General features: G+C 48.5%; 13 protein-coding genes. 7 read left to right on the top strand and 6 right to left on the bottom strand.

Going from position 1 to position 16,354, the window contains the following annotated elements; all coding sequences use genetic code 11:
- Positions 1 to 168 precede the first annotated feature (168 nt).
- Together ftsX and ftsE are read right to left on the bottom strand one after the other, a co-directional pair.
- A complete protein-coding gene (gene ftsX / locus ACUTVW_RS15220) occupies positions 169 to 1,086 on the bottom strand; it encodes a permease-like cell division protein FtsX (RefSeq protein WP_445646581.1) in 918 nt (305 codons plus the stop codon).
- Positions 1,076 to 1,762 (bottom strand): cell division ATP-binding protein FtsE, encoded by a 687-nt coding sequence (gene ftsE, locus ACUTVW_RS15215; protein WP_434753186.1) that lies wholly within the window; start codon positions 1,760 to 1,762, stop codon positions 1,076 to 1,078. The genes ftsX and ftsE overlap by 11 nt, the downstream gene beginning before the upstream one ends.
- A 253-nt stretch (positions 1,763 to 2,015) precedes the next feature.
- Between ftsE and ACUTVW_RS15210 the strand changes: the two genes are divergently transcribed.
- A complete protein-coding gene (locus ACUTVW_RS15210; protein WP_445646580.1) occupies positions 2,016 to 3,449 on the top strand; it encodes a VanW family protein in 1,434 nt (477 codons plus the stop codon).
- A gap of 306 nt (positions 3,450 to 3,755) precedes the next feature.
- On the opposite strand, the gene ACUTVW_RS15205 is transcribed toward ACUTVW_RS15210, so the two are convergent.
- The 3 genes from ACUTVW_RS15205 to ACUTVW_RS15195 form a co-directional block, all read right to left on the bottom strand.
- Positions 3,756 to 5,315: an MDR family MFS transporter gene (locus tag ACUTVW_RS15205; protein ID WP_445646579.1), complete on the bottom strand. Its 1,560-nt coding sequence runs from the start codon at positions 5,313 to 5,315 to the stop codon at positions 3,756 to 3,758.
- A 169-nt stretch (positions 5,316 to 5,484) separates the two neighbouring features.
- The gene (locus ACUTVW_RS15200) at positions 5,485 to 6,312 is read right to left on the bottom strand and encodes a hypothetical protein (protein ID WP_434749215.1); all 828 of its coding nucleotides are present in this window, start codon (positions 6,310 to 6,312) and stop codon (positions 5,485 to 5,487) included.
- A gap of 14 nt (positions 6,313 to 6,326) precedes the next feature.
- Positions 6,327 to 6,950 (bottom strand): YhbD family protein, encoded by a 624-nt coding sequence (locus tag ACUTVW_RS15195; protein ID WP_445646578.1) that lies wholly within the window; start codon positions 6,948 to 6,950, stop codon positions 6,327 to 6,329.
- Between the two features lie 217 nt (positions 6,951 to 7,167).
- On the opposite strand from ACUTVW_RS15195, the gene ACUTVW_RS15190 reads away from it, so the two are divergent.
- Positions 7,168 to 7,956 (top strand): alpha/beta hydrolase, encoded by a 789-nt coding sequence (locus tag ACUTVW_RS15190; RefSeq protein ID WP_445646577.1) that lies wholly within the window; start codon positions 7,168 to 7,170, stop codon positions 7,954 to 7,956.
- A gap of 314 nt (positions 7,957 to 8,270) precedes the next feature.
- On the opposite strand, the gene ACUTVW_RS15185 is transcribed toward ACUTVW_RS15190, so the two are convergent.
- Positions 8,271 to 9,905, bottom strand: a complete 1,635-nt coding sequence (locus tag ACUTVW_RS15185) for a PucR family transcriptional regulator (RefSeq protein ID WP_445646576.1) — start codon at positions 9,903 to 9,905, stop codon at positions 8,271 to 8,273.
- 168 nt (positions 9,906 to 10,073) lie between these two features.
- Here ACUTVW_RS15185 and allC point away from each other — a divergent pair, with 168 nt between their 5' ends.
- The 5 genes from allC (at position 10,074) to ACUTVW_RS15160 (ending at position 16,296) form a co-directional block, all read left to right on the top strand.
- Positions 10,074 to 11,318: an allantoate deiminase gene (gene allC / locus ACUTVW_RS15180; RefSeq protein ID WP_445646614.1), complete on the top strand. Its 1,245-nt coding sequence runs from the start codon at positions 10,074 to 10,076 to the stop codon at positions 11,316 to 11,318.
- Between the two features lie 33 nt (positions 11,319 to 11,351).
- Entirely contained in the window at positions 11,352 to 12,581 is a 1,230-nt protein-coding gene (locus ACUTVW_RS15175) for a pyridoxal-phosphate-dependent aminotransferase family protein (RefSeq protein ID WP_445646575.1), read from the top strand.
- A gap of 206 nt (positions 12,582 to 12,787) precedes the next feature.
- Positions 12,788 to 14,125 carry a uracil/xanthine transporter gene (locus ACUTVW_RS15170; RefSeq protein WP_445646574.1) on the top strand — a complete coding sequence of 446 codons (1,338 nt, stop codon included), beginning with the start codon at positions 12,788 to 12,790 and terminating at the stop codon, positions 14,123 to 14,125.
- A 3-nt stretch (positions 14,126 to 14,128) separates the two neighbouring features.
- A complete protein-coding gene (locus tag ACUTVW_RS15165; RefSeq protein WP_445646573.1) occupies positions 14,129 to 15,433 on the top strand; it encodes an amidase in 1,305 nt (434 codons plus the stop codon).
- A 2-nt stretch (positions 15,434 to 15,435) separates the two neighbouring features.
- On the top strand, positions 15,436 to 16,296 hold the full coding sequence (locus ACUTVW_RS15160) for a fumarylacetoacetate hydrolase family protein (protein WP_445646572.1): 861 nt from the start codon (positions 15,436 to 15,438) through the stop codon (positions 16,294 to 16,296).
- Positions 16,297 to 16,354: the final 58 nt, after the last annotated feature.

Raw genomic sequence — 16,354 nt, 5'->3', positions numbered from 1 at the left:
TGATCCCCCATCCTATGATTTCACAAGAAAGCAACCTGCACAGGTGGTGAACAGCATGTTCTTTGCTTTCTTTCATCCAAATCCTAATAACCATTGCGTCTTTCCTACATATCGTCAAACAGCGCTCAATAATGAACCTGTTTTGTCATTCTTTTCGATATTTTTAACTTACACCTTAAGCGACTTGCGAATCGATAGCGTACTGCCCAAAATGCCCACAAGTACACCAAGCCCGATCAACAGCGTTCCCATCAGTGGCCAAATCTCGCTCAGTGGTATCAGGTTAAGCATCTGCATAAAAACATCCTGACCAATCGTTGCCAGCAATTGACTGTATCCGAAGAACAGAACCGCGACCGTAATGACGGAACCGATCAGTCCAATTAACGCCCCTTCAATAAAGAAAGGCCAGCGGATAAAGGTGTTGGTCGCACCCACCAGCTTCATAATACCAATCTCCCGGCGGCGTGCCAGAATCGTTACGCGAATCGTATTCGAGATCAGGAACATGGACATCAGACCCAGTCCCCCGACAAAAATAAATCCGATATTCCGAACAAGCTTCGTAAATTTGAAAAGAACATCCACCGTTTCTTTGCCGTAGTTCACTTTCATGATCGGCTTCTCCGGATGTTTCTCGTTTAAGGCTTCGATCTTTTGCGCGACAAAATTAACCGTTTCCGGTTCAATCACTTTGACTTCGATCGTATCCGGGAGCGGATTGTTATCTACATCGAAACCACTCAATACATTATCGGCACTGGTTCCAAGACGTTCGCGGAATTCTTTGAGTCCTTCTTCCTTGGATACAAAACGAATCTCACTGACTTCTGGCATCGCGCTAATCTCCTGCTGCAATGTATTGCGCAGGTTCTCATCCACATTCAACTCCAGAAACGTACTGATCTCCACTTGGCTATCGACCTGATTTGCCATCGAGTTTACGTTGAGCACAAGCAGCATAAACACGCCAAGAATAAACAGAGAGACGATAATCGACATGACGGATGCCACGGACATCCAGCCATTGCGGAATACGTTCTTGAAACCCTCCCGCAGATGCCGCAAGAGAGTACTAAAATTCATAACCGTATTCCCCTCTCATCTGATCCCGTACAATCTTTCCGCTTTCAATGGCGATAACTCGTTTACGCATCGTATTTACAATATCTCGGTTGTGCGTAGCCATAACAATCGTTGTTCCCCGAAAATTAATCTCGTCCAGCAATTGCATAATGCCCCATGACGTCTCCGGGTCCAAATTCCCTGTAGGCTCGTCCGCAATAATAACAGAAGGATTGTTCACAATCGCACGTGCGATGGCAATCCGTTGCTGTTCCCCGCCTGATAGCTGTGAAGGTTCGCGATTAGCCTTGCTGCGCAGCCCTACCAGATCAAGCACTTCCATAACCCGTTTCTTGATGTGCCGTTTAGGTGCTTCAATAACTTCCATTGCAAATGCAACATTCTCAAATGCCGTCATCTTCGGCAGCAGACGGAAATCCTGAAACACAACGCCGATATTACGGCGCACATAAGGGATCTTACGTGGTTTCAGCTTGCCAATATTAAATCCGTTAATGGATATTTGTCCTTTGGTTGGCACTTCTTCTCTGTACATCAGTTTCATAAATGTCGATTTGCCCGCACCGGACGGACCAACGATATAGACAAATTCATTGCGGTCGATCTTCACCGACACCCCTTGTAATGCGTGGGTACCATTGGCGTAGGTCTTCCACACGTCCTGCATTTCTATCACATCATCACTTCCTGCTCGCATAGTTAGCCATTATCATTTCGACACAATCCCGGCATTTCCTTTAAAAAGACCTGAATTTCATCAGGAAAAATCCACCCTGTCCCTCTTTTGATGGTGAAGCATGGATTCATATGAAGTTTATTGTAACAAATTTGTTACCTATTGAGTACCCGAAAGTTTTCCACTCTTGGATCATATAGATAGAGAGTGTTGCGAATTCCGGAACAACAGAAGCCAAAAGGAGCGTTCGGTTATGAAAAAAATACATGTAACGGTCATCGTCCTGTTCTCCCTGCTCTTGATCGGCTCCGCGTCCTATGGACTGCTCTATATGTACGTGAATCAGCCCAACTTCCCCAAAGGGGTTCAGGTCGGCGGCTGGGCACTCGATGACAAACCTCGCAAGCAAGTGCCGGCAGAACTACAAACGCGCATTCAACAATTGCAGGACTGGCCTGTCACAATCGAAGTAGCTGAACCAAACCCGATAACGATGTCACATACCGCCGCCGAACTAGGGGTGAGTTACCATGCAAACAGCTTCAAGGCCGCGGTAAAACAGCTGGATGAGGGGAACCTGTGGGAACGCGCGTATGCACGGTATCAATTCCCTCAGACCTTCCCACTCGATATGACCTACAACGAACAAACCTTTCAACAATTGCTTAGCCCTGCTTGGGAAAAAGAAACCTTCGGTATCCCGGCGGAAGCTGTCCGCCGAATCACCGCAAGCGATCAAGTGCAGTACATTCCGGAGAAAAGCGTGCGCCGGATCGATTGGAAAACCCTTTCTGCCCTCGTGCAGAATAAGCTGCACCGGGATTTAATTGAAGTGAATGACGGAGTCAAGCCAGATCCGATACGGATTCTTTTACCCTTATACACCTTGAAACCCGAAGTAACCATCGATTCGCTGAAGCAGGAAGGCATCGAACGCAAAATCATTCAATTCTCTACGGGACTGGGGAACAGCAGTCAGGGCCGGGTACATAATGTGAGCGCTGCAGCTCAGGCTATTGACGGGATGATTTTGCTGCCTGGGGGTGTGTTCGACTATGAAAAGGTGATTCGCAAAGCGGAGAAGGACTATGGTTTCCGGGAGGCACCGGTCATCGTTAATGGACGGCTAACGCCTGGCATTGGCGGGGGAATCTGTCAGGTATCCAGCACCGTATATAATGCTGCTCTGCTGACGGGACTGGATATTGTGGAGCGGCGCAATCATTCCATGCCAGTTAAATATTTGCCGAAAGGGCTAGATGCTACCTTTGCCTCAGGCGCCATTAATTTTCGTTTTCGAAACAGCACCGAGAAATCCCTGTTAATCCACGCGAAGGTGCAAGGTGGGCGCATGGTTGTGAAATTTTTCGGTACATTCCCGGAGAACGTCAGTTATGCACTGGAGTCCCGTACGATTGAAACGCTGAGTGTTCCCGTAAAATATGTATCCAGCAATGTGCTACCTGAGGGCGCCCAGCAAGTGCTTCAGAATGGACAGCCGGGTTATATTGTCGAGACGGTGCGCACCAAGAGAGTGGATGGCCAAGTGGTTGAATCCAAAACGATCTCACGCGACACCTACAAGGCTCAAAGCCGTCTGATTGCACGTTCAGGTCACATCAGCATGCCTGATCCACAGCAACCTTCAGTGGTGGAGGATGGCATTCGGGAGGGGAATCAGCCTTAAATTCAGGTGTACAAGTAGAACGAAGGAGATTTACACTTGGCACTCCGCGGACAGAATAACCTTCCGATCGCTGTTATTGTGTAAATGAAAGTTCAACTTAAACACAAGCCTTAAGGCTGCAGGAATGATCTGTAAGAAAAATAAAAAAACATGTCTCATACCCATGACGGGATTTGAGACATGTTTTTTCAAGATATTCTAACGAAGCCCATCTATGACAATCGTTGTTTTTCCTTAGTTCAAAACATTATAACCCAAGAATAAACACTGGATTAATGTTTCGATAATGGCTTAGCACCCCTTAGCCTAGTGCCCGCCTGTATACTCGTTTTGCTCTTCTCCCACAACCATTTTCTCGTTCCCCATAAAGAAGGAAGCAATCAACGCAAGGGCTGCTGGAATCACCGCCCAGGCAAACAGCTGCACAATGGAAGAGGATAACGCATGAGTAATGGATTCCAGCACCTGTGGCGGAATTCCTTGACGAAGTTCTGGTGACAACAGCGCATGTGGATCGGTCAGATCCATCCCGGCAGGAAGCCCACCTGCTGGCGAAGCCGATGCACCGGCTTCGCCAGCAGCACCAGCCATGCCGTCCGTCATTTTACGCGTAAATACTTGACTCTGTATAATCCCAAAGATTGTAATCCCCATTGTCATGCCCAGAGAACGCAGAAAATTCAGTGTAGAGCTCGCCGCCCCGCGTCTTTGCGGTTCGAAGGCATTCATCGCTGCATTACTGAGCACAGAGAAGGATGCGCCGACGCCAAGTCCAATCATGACCATATAGATACGGATCGTCCACAAGGATGAGTTTTCATCCAATGTAGTCAGTAAACCTAGTCCCACTGCAAGTAAAGCCAGCGTCGGAATCATAATATTGCGGTATTTCGTTTTGGTCATGAGCACACCGCCCATGGAAGCCGTCACTACGGAACCCAGCATCATCGGCAACAAGACAAGACCCGAGTTGGTTGCTTTACCGCCAAGCACGCCCTGGATAAAAATCGGGATATACACCGATGCAGTAATAAATGCTGCTCCACTGAACATGGCAATAACGTTACTTGACCAATACACCCGCTTGCGGAACATACTGAATGAGATAATGGGTTCTTTGGCCTTCGTCTCAGCATACAGGAAGAGCAAGGTTAGCACGACGAATCCAGCAAACAGTCCCAAAATCTGCGCGGAGTCCCAAGCAAACGTCTTGCCACCCAGCTCCAGAGCAAAGATCAGGCAGACTACGGCACCAATCAATGTAACAGCACCCAGCCAGTCTATCTGCTGCGACTGATGCTGGTGAGATTCCTTATAGAAGAATGCGATAAACAGAAATGCAATCAAACCCAGAGGCAGATTGATGTAAAATACCCATTCCCAAGTCGCATACTCTGTAATATAAGCTCCGAGCAGCGGCCCAAACACGCTCGAAAGACCGAAGACCGCTCCAAACAATCCACCCAGCTTGCCTCGGGATTCCGGTGCAACTACATCGAACATAATCGTAAAAGCAATCGGCACCAAGGCTCCTGCGCCAATCCCTTGAACAGCTCTATACATTGTCAGTTCAACGATAGATGTCGCGGTCCCACACAATGCAGAGCCGAGCATAAACACAATGATACCAAAGACGAAAAACTTCTTGCGTCCATACATATCGGACAGTTTACCGAAGATCGGCATGCCGGCCATCTCAGCCACCATATAGGCAGAAGTTACCCAGACAAACTTGTCCAGTCCGCCAAGTTTGCCGACGATATCGCCCATGGCCGTAGCTACGATGGTATTATCCATAGAGGCCATTAAAATGCTGAGCAGCAAACCTGCCAGCACAAATCCAATTTTGTTATTACGTGCAGCCATTGTTGTCAATCTCTCCATTCCCGTTCTATTCATATGACTGCATTAGTATATCCGAAAAGCAGTAACAAGCAATCAGTCCAAGGACCGATTGCTTTATGGCAAAACCTTCTACCTTGAAATGCCTGCCATCCACTCTGCTGTCTAGATGCCACAACAGTTAAGTTCTTGGCTAGATTCGCTCACTGTTGCCTACCTTCGCTTCCGGATCAACAGACAGTTCGCCAGAGTACTCCACAAAACGCACATTACAGCCGCGCCCAATATGGACTCGATTACCTCGAACCGTATCCACCTCGGTATCTTCCAGTACAATCTCATCTCCCTCAATCAGTTGAGCTCTGAAGGATGGTGCACCGCCCAATCCAAGTGCTTTCCAGAAGCCGCTGCGTTCCCTGCGCCGGATATCGATACGTCCCCCGCCTACTTCTCTCGCGGAAGAAGACGTATACAGACGAATCTCCACACTATCCGCGTTAAGCAGTCCGCCTACCTTGATATTACCCTGCACCTGGATGCTCTCTCCCTGTACATCTCCATCAATGGTTACCATACCCCCGATATCAATACGTTCGCCATCCACTCTGCCGCGCACATTACATTTCCCGTTCACCGTCAATTCCGGCGTAGTCAGGTCCCCATTGATTGTACTCATGCCGTCGACACGAAGCCGTGAACTAACCAGTGGACCATTAATTGTACACATACCATTAACCGTCGTACTTTCTGCACGAGCTGCTCCGTGAACTCCCAGTGATCCATTGACATCGAGAGATTGAGTGCGCAGCTCTCCTTCTACTTTAGCCATTCCATTTACCGTTGTGCTTTCGGAGACGAGGGAACCATAGATTTTCAGCGTGCCGTTAACGCTTAAAGAGGAACAATCCAGATCACCGTCCAGTTTAGCCATCCCGTCAATATTGACCCGGTGATAGGACCCGCCTGTCGTTTTGCGAGACCCTGTAACATTCAGATCATTTCTTAAGTGGCGTTCTTCCATTCGTATAATCCCCCTCAGCCCAATTTAAGTTTCAATTCTTCCATAAACGTTGCAAGCGGAATGCGAAGTACCACTTTCACCCCTTGATCAAAGTAAAGCTCCGCTCCCGAGTTCACTACCATAAAGGCAGGTACACCCATTTTGCGAATAAGTAGCAACTCACTGGCGCGGTCACGGAACCGGTAGTAGTGTTCGGACATGACATCAATCAGCAGTAACCCTTCCTGCTGGGTAATATCCCCGCTAAGAAGCAGCTTTTCAAGCACATATAACATCATAATCTGTTCCAAACCATATAATGCCTGCTGTCGTCCAGCCTCATTTAAGAGATCAAGCGAAGATAACGAAACAATGTTTCGATCCAATAATTGCTGATCCGACATCTCTACCTCTCCAAGTGTAGGTGAGAATACGTCTGCCAGTTCATCCAGTGACAGCCCATCTTTCATATGAATGATCTTGTCGATTCGCTGTAAAATCTGTTGTTTTGGAAAAAATGTTTCCTGTCCCGTAAAGGAAGATTTTCGAATAAACCACTCCTCGGGAATCAGATTTTTCCGTTTCCACCGATACAGTTGACCATATGATATACCTGTCAGATCAAGCAGTTCTTTTTTGGAGATCAAATCATCCGTCAATTTCAGGACCCCCTTTTCATCAAAGTTAGTGTAACAAAACATTGTTACGTTGTAAAGACAAGGAAATATCGAACACGTTTTACAACCCGTCATTGCGTTTGCTCTATTTTGGGTATAACCTTGAATTATGGCTGATGTAATTCAGTTTTCTTACCTTTCCCATCGCATAGAAACATCCTTCTAAACTTCCATTTATGAAAGGGGTTACTTTTTTGATATGGCACTTATTAAATGTGATTTCTACTCGGATGCCCTCGGATTAAGTACAAGCATGCACGTGATTCTGCCACAGCAGACCCATAATCAGATCGGTATGGACAACGTCACAGGTTCAGGTCTGCACCCCACCCTGTATTTGCTTCATGGGATGTCAGACGATGATTCCATCTGGATCCGCCGTACCTCCATTGAACGTTATGTCGCTTCCCTTGGCATTGCCGTTGTTATGCCACAGGTTCATCGCAGCTTCTACACGGATATGGCAGAGGGAGGACGTTACTGGACATTTATCAGTGAAGAGCTGCCGGCGCTCGCCCGCTCCTTCTTCCCACTTTCAGCTAAACGCGAAGATAATTTTGTGGCAGGCCTATCCATGGGTGGATATGGCGCCTTTAAGCTGGCACTGCGTAAACCTGATCAGTACGCTGCCGCCGCAAGCCTTTCGGGCGCTCTGGACATGGCGGCTCATCTGGACAACGAAGCCCCATCTGCCTTACCTCAGGCTGAACTGTTACGCATCTTCGGACCGCAATTTGCAGGTTCAGAGGACGATCTGATCCATTTGCTCCAGGAAAGAAAACATAGCTCCGCTCCACGACCGCTACTCTATCAGTGCTGTGGAACAGAGGATTTCCTGTATGAAGATAATCAGACATTCCGAAAAGCCTGCGCCGAGACAGACTTCGAGTTAACTTATGAAGAAGAGCCTGGAGAGCATGAGTGGGGTTACTGGGACATGAAAATTCAGGATGTGTTAAAGTGGCTACCGCTGCCTAAAAGAGACTGAGGTAAGCAGAGCCTCTCTTTACACCAGACTCTTGAAGACTACGGATTCTTGAAAACCACAAACCTGCCGTACTCGTAGCATTTTAGATATGGTATCTACACAAACATTTGCTTACCGTAAACAAATGTGCTCATCATAAAAGCAGGCTCGAAGTGACTGACACTCGGGTTACTAACAACTAACCCGGAGGCACAGTTCATCTCAGCCTGCTATTGCATTGTCATTGCCATAATCTTCATCTACATCTACACCTCATATTGATTCGAATCTGAAGTGACGTTACATTTTCGACCACGAATCCATCCGGCTACTTTTCACCACTCTGCTTTACCCTCTTCTGGCAACAACGCCTTGATCCGAAAAGCCATCCGTAGCCGCAATGTTTCTTCCGGATCTTTCAAGCTACGGCCAATAATCTCCTCGCATTTCTCCAACCGATAAATTACGGTATTCCGGTGAATGTACAGTCGTTTGGCTGTCTCTGCAAGATGGCAATGCGTTTCCAGATATACAGACAACGTATGAAGCAACATATGGTGATCCTTAAGTGTCTCGTCCTCGAAACCTTGCATCGTATCCGCATAAAACTTCCTTAGATGGTCATGAGGGATCAGACGTAAAATTTCAGATACTTCTTTCGGCTGATACAATTCAATAAAACTGGTTTTCCCCGATATACTTCCGAAATAGAGCGCCTCATTGGCCTCTTTAAAAGATAAAGGGACTTGAGTAAGCGGCTGGGCATAACTGCTGAGACCAAATGACAACCCCGATTCGTAATACATCGCTATTTTACGTTGCAGACGTTCCAGCAGCTCGATAAAGAAAGGTTTGATCAGATCCCACTCTTCTACCAGCGGCATAAGTAGCACATAGGATCGGTCATGGGTGAACAGATATATCGGATGACGGAAGTTCGCCAGCTCCCCTTGAAGATGCTCGGCAATCTGGTCCTGTTCCGCCTTGTATTGCATGAATGACGTCGTTCGCTCCTTGCCATTCAGCTTACCGACCGCGCAAAGATATCGCTGATCGCTAGACAGTCCGAACTCTCGTGCCCGACTTGCAATCTCCTCGTTGCTTGAGAAGACCCCTCCGATAAAGTTTGTAAAAAATTCATTCTGGATACGGCGCCGATTTTGCTTCAGGGCATTATCCTTCATTAGCTCAAACGCGATCACGTTGGTTGCCTGTTCAATGGTCAGAATGCCAGAACGTTCAGACGGAGATACAAAACCGGCAATGCAGAGGAAATGCAGCTGTCTATGGGTGTACACGGGAAACAAAGTTAACGTCTCACGTCCCTCCCCCAGCAGAGTAAATGCGGAGAACACGGAAGGTGCAACATGAAATTGACCTCCACCTGATAACAATTTCTCCAGATGCACTGCCGTTTTAGCAGGAACTCGGCCGAAGATCGGCTGTAGATATGGCCCCAGCAGAAAAACAGACAAACGCAGCAAGGAAGATAGTTGATCTAGCAGCTTCGGTATTCCTTGACCACTCATAATCTGCTGAGTGAACTGACGATGGGTCTGTATCGCATTATGCAACTCCGTCGTTCGCACATCGAGAATATGGCTCAGTGATTTGTTGACAATATCACCAAGTGAAGGATCGACGGGAAGTTCCATCAGAGGCAGATCTAACTCATTGGCGAGCTGAACCGCTGACTCAGGGATGCTGCCGAGGAATCTTTTGCTTTTAATACCAAACCCCGCGCATTCCTGATGCCCCATCTCACGGATCAGCTCAAGCAAGGCCGGCAGATCGTCTTTGAAGTGAAAAGCAGTTGTAATCAGCAATTCATTTCTTTTCAAGTACGGAATGATATCAGGAGCATCCATCATATTGACAGTATGGACCTCCCTATTCAAACCGTCACTTCCCCCTACCACGATTGTCCCGTTGAATACAGGTAGCTTCAGCAGGTCACTCATCTTCATCATTCTCCACCCCTATGGTTAACATGTACAACGAATTCAGATATTCTTCTACATTTTCGTGAATGATTTTTAACTTTTTTTATTTTACGATGAATTAAACGCAATGCCAAGTTAATTAATCTAACATCGGTTGGAAAGCTAGCGCTGCCGGAATGGGGGATACTGCATTTGATGATCGAACAACCAAAACCATCTGCCTTGTCTAAGCAGATCGAAGAGATGGTCGAATGGCTGGCTTCGTACGGAAAAGACAAAAAAGGCGGTGTGACCCGTTTGCTCTATGACCCGGCTTGGAGCGCGGCTCAGAAGGCAATCCAGTCTAAAATAGAACAACTCGGGTTATCCGCACGTTATGATGATGTCGGGAATTTGTTTGGTCGACTCTCCGGACGTGATCCTGAAGCAAACGTAGTGTTAACCGGCTCCCACGTCGACACCGTGATCGGCGGGGGCAAATATGATGGAGCCTATGGGATCATTGCCGCACTCATTGCAGTGGAATATTTGCTGACACACCATGGCCTGCCACTCAAACCTATTGAAGTGGTATCGTTGTGTGAAGAAGAGGGTAGCCGTTTTCCAATGACATATTGGGGCTCGGGTAACATAACGGGAGTAAAAGACCACAATGCTATTCACCACATTAAAGACATAAACGGAATACCGTTTAAACAAGCGATGCAAGCGGCAGGTTTTGGGTTAGGACTACATCCACAACCTACGCGCAAAGACCTGGAATGTTTTATCGAATTGCATATCGAACAAGGCCAGGTACTCGAGCGTGAGGAGAAATCCATCGGCATCGTCAGTCACATCGTGGGTCAACGCCGTTATAACATTACGGTATACGGCGAAAGCAATCACGCCGGAACAACACCCATGCAGTGGCGTCAAGATGCGATGTTTACCTCGGCCGAGCTGATCCGGATATTAATGCAGCGCGCCAAAGCGCATGAATCCGGACTCGTCGCCACGGTTGGACGAATGGAAGTCAAGCCGAACGTAGGTAATGTCATTGCACGTGAGGTCACATTTAGTTTGGATGTACGACACAGTGATGCGGAGACAATTCAGCAATTTTGCGAAGCATGCTTCGGCGAATTCGAGATCATCGCTTCTGAACACGGGACACAGGTCGAATACCATAAATGGATGGATGAACCCCCCATTGCGATGGATTGCACGTTAAACCAAACTGCCGAGGATATTTTAAAAACCAGGGGTGTTTCGTACAGATCGATGACCAGCGGAGCAGGACACGACTCACAGATTTTTGGCACGTATTGTCCCACAGGACTGTTATTCGTACCAAGCCAGGGTGGCAATAGCCATTCCCCTGCAGAATTTACTCATACGGAAGACTTACAACGAGGCGTACGCCTGTTAATCGACCTGTTATATAAGCTGGCATACTGAACAAACAACCAGAAATCAGGAGGCGATGATGAGATGACACAGTACCGGGAAATCCATGCACCTTTGAGAACGATTATGACACCAGGGCCGGTCGAGGTTGATCCCAGAGTTTTACGAGCTATGGCAACACCTATTCTGGGTCAGTTTGATCCGGAATTTACCCGCATGATGAATGAAACCATGGATATGTTACGACAGACCTTCCAGACGACAAACCAATGGGCCTTTCCCGTTGATGGAACTTCACGGTCTGGTCTGGAAGCCGTACTATGCAGCCTGATCGAGCCAGGTGATAAAGTGCTTATCCCTATCTTCGGCCGCTTCGGACATCTGCTGACTGAAATCGCCGAGCGCCACGGTGCTGAACTCCATCTGATGGAGTGCCCGTGGGGAGAAGTATTTGACCAACAAGCGGTGATTGATGAGGTGAAGCGGGTTCAACCCAAAATGGTGGCCATAGTACATGGGGAGACTTCAACCGGTTGCATGCAGCCACTGGATCAAATCGGCCCGGCTTGCCGTGAACTCGGGGTATTAACGGTGGTCGATGCTGTTGCTTCAATCGGCGGCGCACCCGTCAAAGTGGATGAATGGCAGCTTGATGCCGTAATTGGCGGCACCCAAAAGTGCATATCGGTACCTTCCGGTATGGCACCAGTGACTTACAACGAACGAGTAGAACGCATCCTGGCAAGTCGGAAAAAGGTAGAACGTGGTGTCGCACTTGATAGTGATCGCCGGGATGTAGCACACCCCATCCGTAGTAATTACTTTGACCTGAGTCAGTTGCAAGACTACTGGGGACCCCGTCGTTTGAATCACCATACCGAGGCAACATCTATGCTGTACGCGCTGCGTGAAGGACTGCGCATTTTGCTTGAGGAAGGGCTCGAAGCACGTTTTGAGCGTCATCGGTTGCATGAAAAAGCACTGATGGCTGGCATCCGCGGTATGGGACTGGAATTATTCAACGATAAGGCTTGGAAACTTCCGGTCGTCACCTGTGTGAAAATTCCAGCAGGCATTGATGGCGAATCTGTACGCACTACACTTCTGACACAGTTCGGGATCGAAATCGCCAGCTCATTCGGCCCGCTGCATGGTCAGATCTGGAGAATAGGAACCATGGGCTACAGCTGTCGCAAAGAAAACGTATTATTTGCCCTGTCGGCACTGGAAGCTGTGCTAATCCGGCACCAAGCCCCGATTGTGATCGGACGCGGGGTGCAAGAGGCCCTCGACGTTTACGAGCAAGCAGAGTAAAGCTCTTAGGGATTAAGATACCGCTTAGGAACAGGACCGTTTTCCAATTAGGACCAAGGTTATTTCTCTAAATACAGAAAGGATTCCGGGAACTTCCGGAATCCTTTTGTACAATTCAGACTTCGTTCAAGATACATGAAGTGCATTATGGATTGCCCATGTGCACGGGAAACATTCTCAACGAGGCTCCACACGGAAGGTGACACATGTCTAATATCAACTGGCTACGCTCTGGACTGGGCGGGCTACAGTGGCTTTTTTTCTTATTTACCAACACAGTAGTCATACCTATTACAGTCGGGGCGGCATTTGCATTGCCCCATGAACGAATTCAATTCCTGATCCAGTGTTCATTTATCCTCACTGGAATCGCATGCGCAGTACAAGCATGGCTTGGACATCAAAGATCCGTCATGGAAGGACAATCCGGGTTATGGTGGGGCGTCATTCTAAGTCTCAGCGCGGCAGCACCCTCACTGGGCATATCACTGACGGAACTAGGCGGCAGTTTAGCCGTCGGTATATTGATCTCCGGTGTGATCACTATCCTGATTGGCTTGTGTGGCCTGGCTGCCCCATTATCCAAATTATTCACACCGGGTGTCATGGCTGTATTTATGTTCTTACTCGGTTGCCGACTGAATATCATTTTTCTCGAAGGCATGCTGGGCATTTCATCCGGCTCTTCCGGTAAAGCATCTGCAATCCAGCCAGGTGTTTTCCTGTTGGCTGCAGCAGTAGCCGTTTTCGTTGCTGTCTTATCAGCCAAAGCACGGCCTGCAATTGCTCAATATGCTTTGCTAATTGGAATATTGGGGGGTTGGGTATTACACGCAGTTGTCTTTGGCAGCTTCAGCGGAAATGGCAACTCAGGAACACTGGATGCAAGCTGGTTCCCTCTCGGGCAACCAGCGGGCGGACTAAATGCTGGCGTAATCGCAATTGCTGTTATTGCCGGCCTAATCAACACGTCGAATACGTTTGGTGCCCTTAAAGGTACAGACTCTATTTATGAGCATGAAGCTTCGAGCGGCCAGTACAAACGTTCTTTCACCATCAGCGGCATCCTTGCAGTGATATCAGGGCTGCTCGGGCTTGTCCCATATGCGCCCTATGTTTCATCTGTCGGGTTTCTCCAACAGACCCGTATTCGAGACCGACTTCCGTTTGTCATTGGCGGCCTGATGTTTGCGGCCATCGGCCTGATCCCTGCTGTGAGCGGTTTACTTACACAACTGCCGCTCAGTATCGGAAGCGCTGTATTGTTCGTGACCTACCTTCGCCTATTAGGTTCATCCCTCCAGTATTTCGGACAGATTCATATGGATTCGGCGAATCTCTACCGGACGGCTGCACCTTTGTTCATAGGTATTATTGTTATGGGATTACCATCTGAAATCTTCACTACACTGCCACCACTGCTACGTCCACTCCTCGGAAATGGGTTATTGGTAGGCATTTTACTGGCCTTGTTGCTGAATCAGGTTCACTCTCGCTCTTCACTAAGTGCACTGAAGCCTAATATAAGAACGAAAGGAGAATAAACAATGAAACTTCCTAACCAGAAACCAAGAGAGGCACTGAAACCCGATCCGAAGAAAAATACGGATGCAAACCAGTCTAGCCGGTGGGGAGCGTTCGTTAATGCGGAAATCAAACTGCCAGCCACCCATGCTGGCTCACTCAGTGGACTGACTTTTGCAGTCAAAGATGTCTTTGATATTCACGGGGAAACAAGCGGAGCAGGCAATCCTGATTGGCTTCGCACACACGCTCCCTCAGAGTCCACTGCACCCGCCCTGCTTACCCTGCTAGAAAACGGGGCAAACCTCGAAGGCACAACACAGACGGATGAACTGATGTACAGCCTGAACGGAGAAAACGCCCATTACGGTACGCCAATCAACCCCATCGCACCGTATCGGATTCCAGGCGGCTCATCGAGTGGGTCCGCCGTTGCAGCAGCAGCGGGACTGGTTGATTTCGCTATTGGGACGGATACGGGTGGGTCCGTACGCATTCCCTCTTCATATTGCGGTCTCTATGGCTTCCGCCCAACACATGGAGCAGTCTCGGCAGAAGGTGTCATTCCTCTTGCACATTCATTCGATACAGTGGGCTGGATGAGCCAGGATGCAACGATTTTACGCAACGTAGGCAACGTGCTACTGAAAAAAGAGCATCTGTTGAAGGAAAGAACATCAGAAATTACATTAGGAATGACATCTAAAACAGATATGAAGCCATTCTCTCACTTCTTCATAGCGACAGAAGCATGGAACCTGCCAGAAGCTGAGGATCGTTCGCTTCTCCTTGGGACGTTAAACCAAATGGAGGGCTGGCAGCCGGATGGATATGAAACAATCGACCTGACGGAACCTGCCGAGAGTTTGGCGGACTGGTCCGCAGCGTTCCGCGTTCTCCAAGGGCTGGAAATCGCGCGTCAACACGGCGACTGGCTAACAAAAGAAAGTCCGACATTCGGCCCTGGTATCGCTGAACGTTTTGAGTGGGCCTGCTCCCTTGAGGAGTCTGCAAGCAAGGCCGAAGCGGATCTACGCGCTCGTGTAAGGCGTAACCTCGTTCATTTGTTAGGAGAACATGGACTACTGGCCATTCCAACAGCACCCGGCCCGGCTCCCCTTCTGGGACTAAAGGGTCCTGAAGCAGAGGCTTACCGTGCCAAAACGATGCAGCTCTCCTGTATCGCCGGACTCTCCGGCCTGCCTCAGGTTACAGTTCCTATTCTCCGTCCTGATGGACTGCCCATTGGCCTATCTTTTATCGGCGGTACGAATACAGATCTTAAGCTATTGCAGTGGACAGCCAAACAATTTGCGGAAGAGGTGTGATCATGAAACTCATAACGATTGAATATCAAGGGCGAGAGCAAGTTGCCTTGTACACGGATCGAGGTATCATTCCGCTGGCGTCGCTGAATGAACAGCTTGGTATGAACTGGGATACAGATCTGTTCCATTTACTGCAAAAAAACCAATTCGCCACGCTGCATAACTGGTACGACAGTCACGGACAAGAGCACCTCCCTTCACTGCCTTATCTACCGGTCAATGAAGTGTCCTACCGTGTGCTCTATCGCAGACCCGGGAAAATCATCGGTGTAGGCATGAACTATTGGGCGAAAGCAATGGAGGTATCTGGACGCCCACCCGAGGATGAACCCGTTATCTTTCTCAAGCCCCATTCATCCCTGATCGGCTCCGGGGAAGCGATTCAATTACCGGATGGAGCCGGACAGATCAGTGCCGAGGCAGAACTCGCGATGGTCATCGGACAAACATGCAAACATATTTCTGAAGAGCAGGCGTCGAGCGTCATAGCGGGTTACACCACCTCACTCGACATGACTGCCAAGGAGATTCACGCCCGCAACCCCCGGTTCATGCAACGTGCCAAAAGTTTTGACACTTTCCTGAGCCTTGGCTCCTCCCTCTCAACGCCTGATGAATACGAGAACCTGAATGAACTTGAGATTCGAACGGTGCATAATGACCAAGTTACCCATAGCAATACGGTTGATCACATGATCTTCTCTCCTGCGTACCTGATCTCTTTTCTTTCGAATGTGATGACACTCCATCCAGGAGATATCATCTTAACAGGCACGCCGGGCTCGGTCACCATTCAACCGGGCGATACAGTGGGCTGTCGGATTGCAGGGCTCAGGACGCTGGAAAATAGGGTAGAGAACTGAACCCGAACATTGTAAGGTTTTTCGAACATGAAAATACGTTTTTTGAGCGATCACTCCC

The organism is Paenibacillus sp. TSA_86.1 (assembly GCF_052691815.1).
The sequence above is the reverse complement of the archived record's forward strand: the minus strand, read 5'-3'. Positions and strand labels throughout refer to the sequence as shown.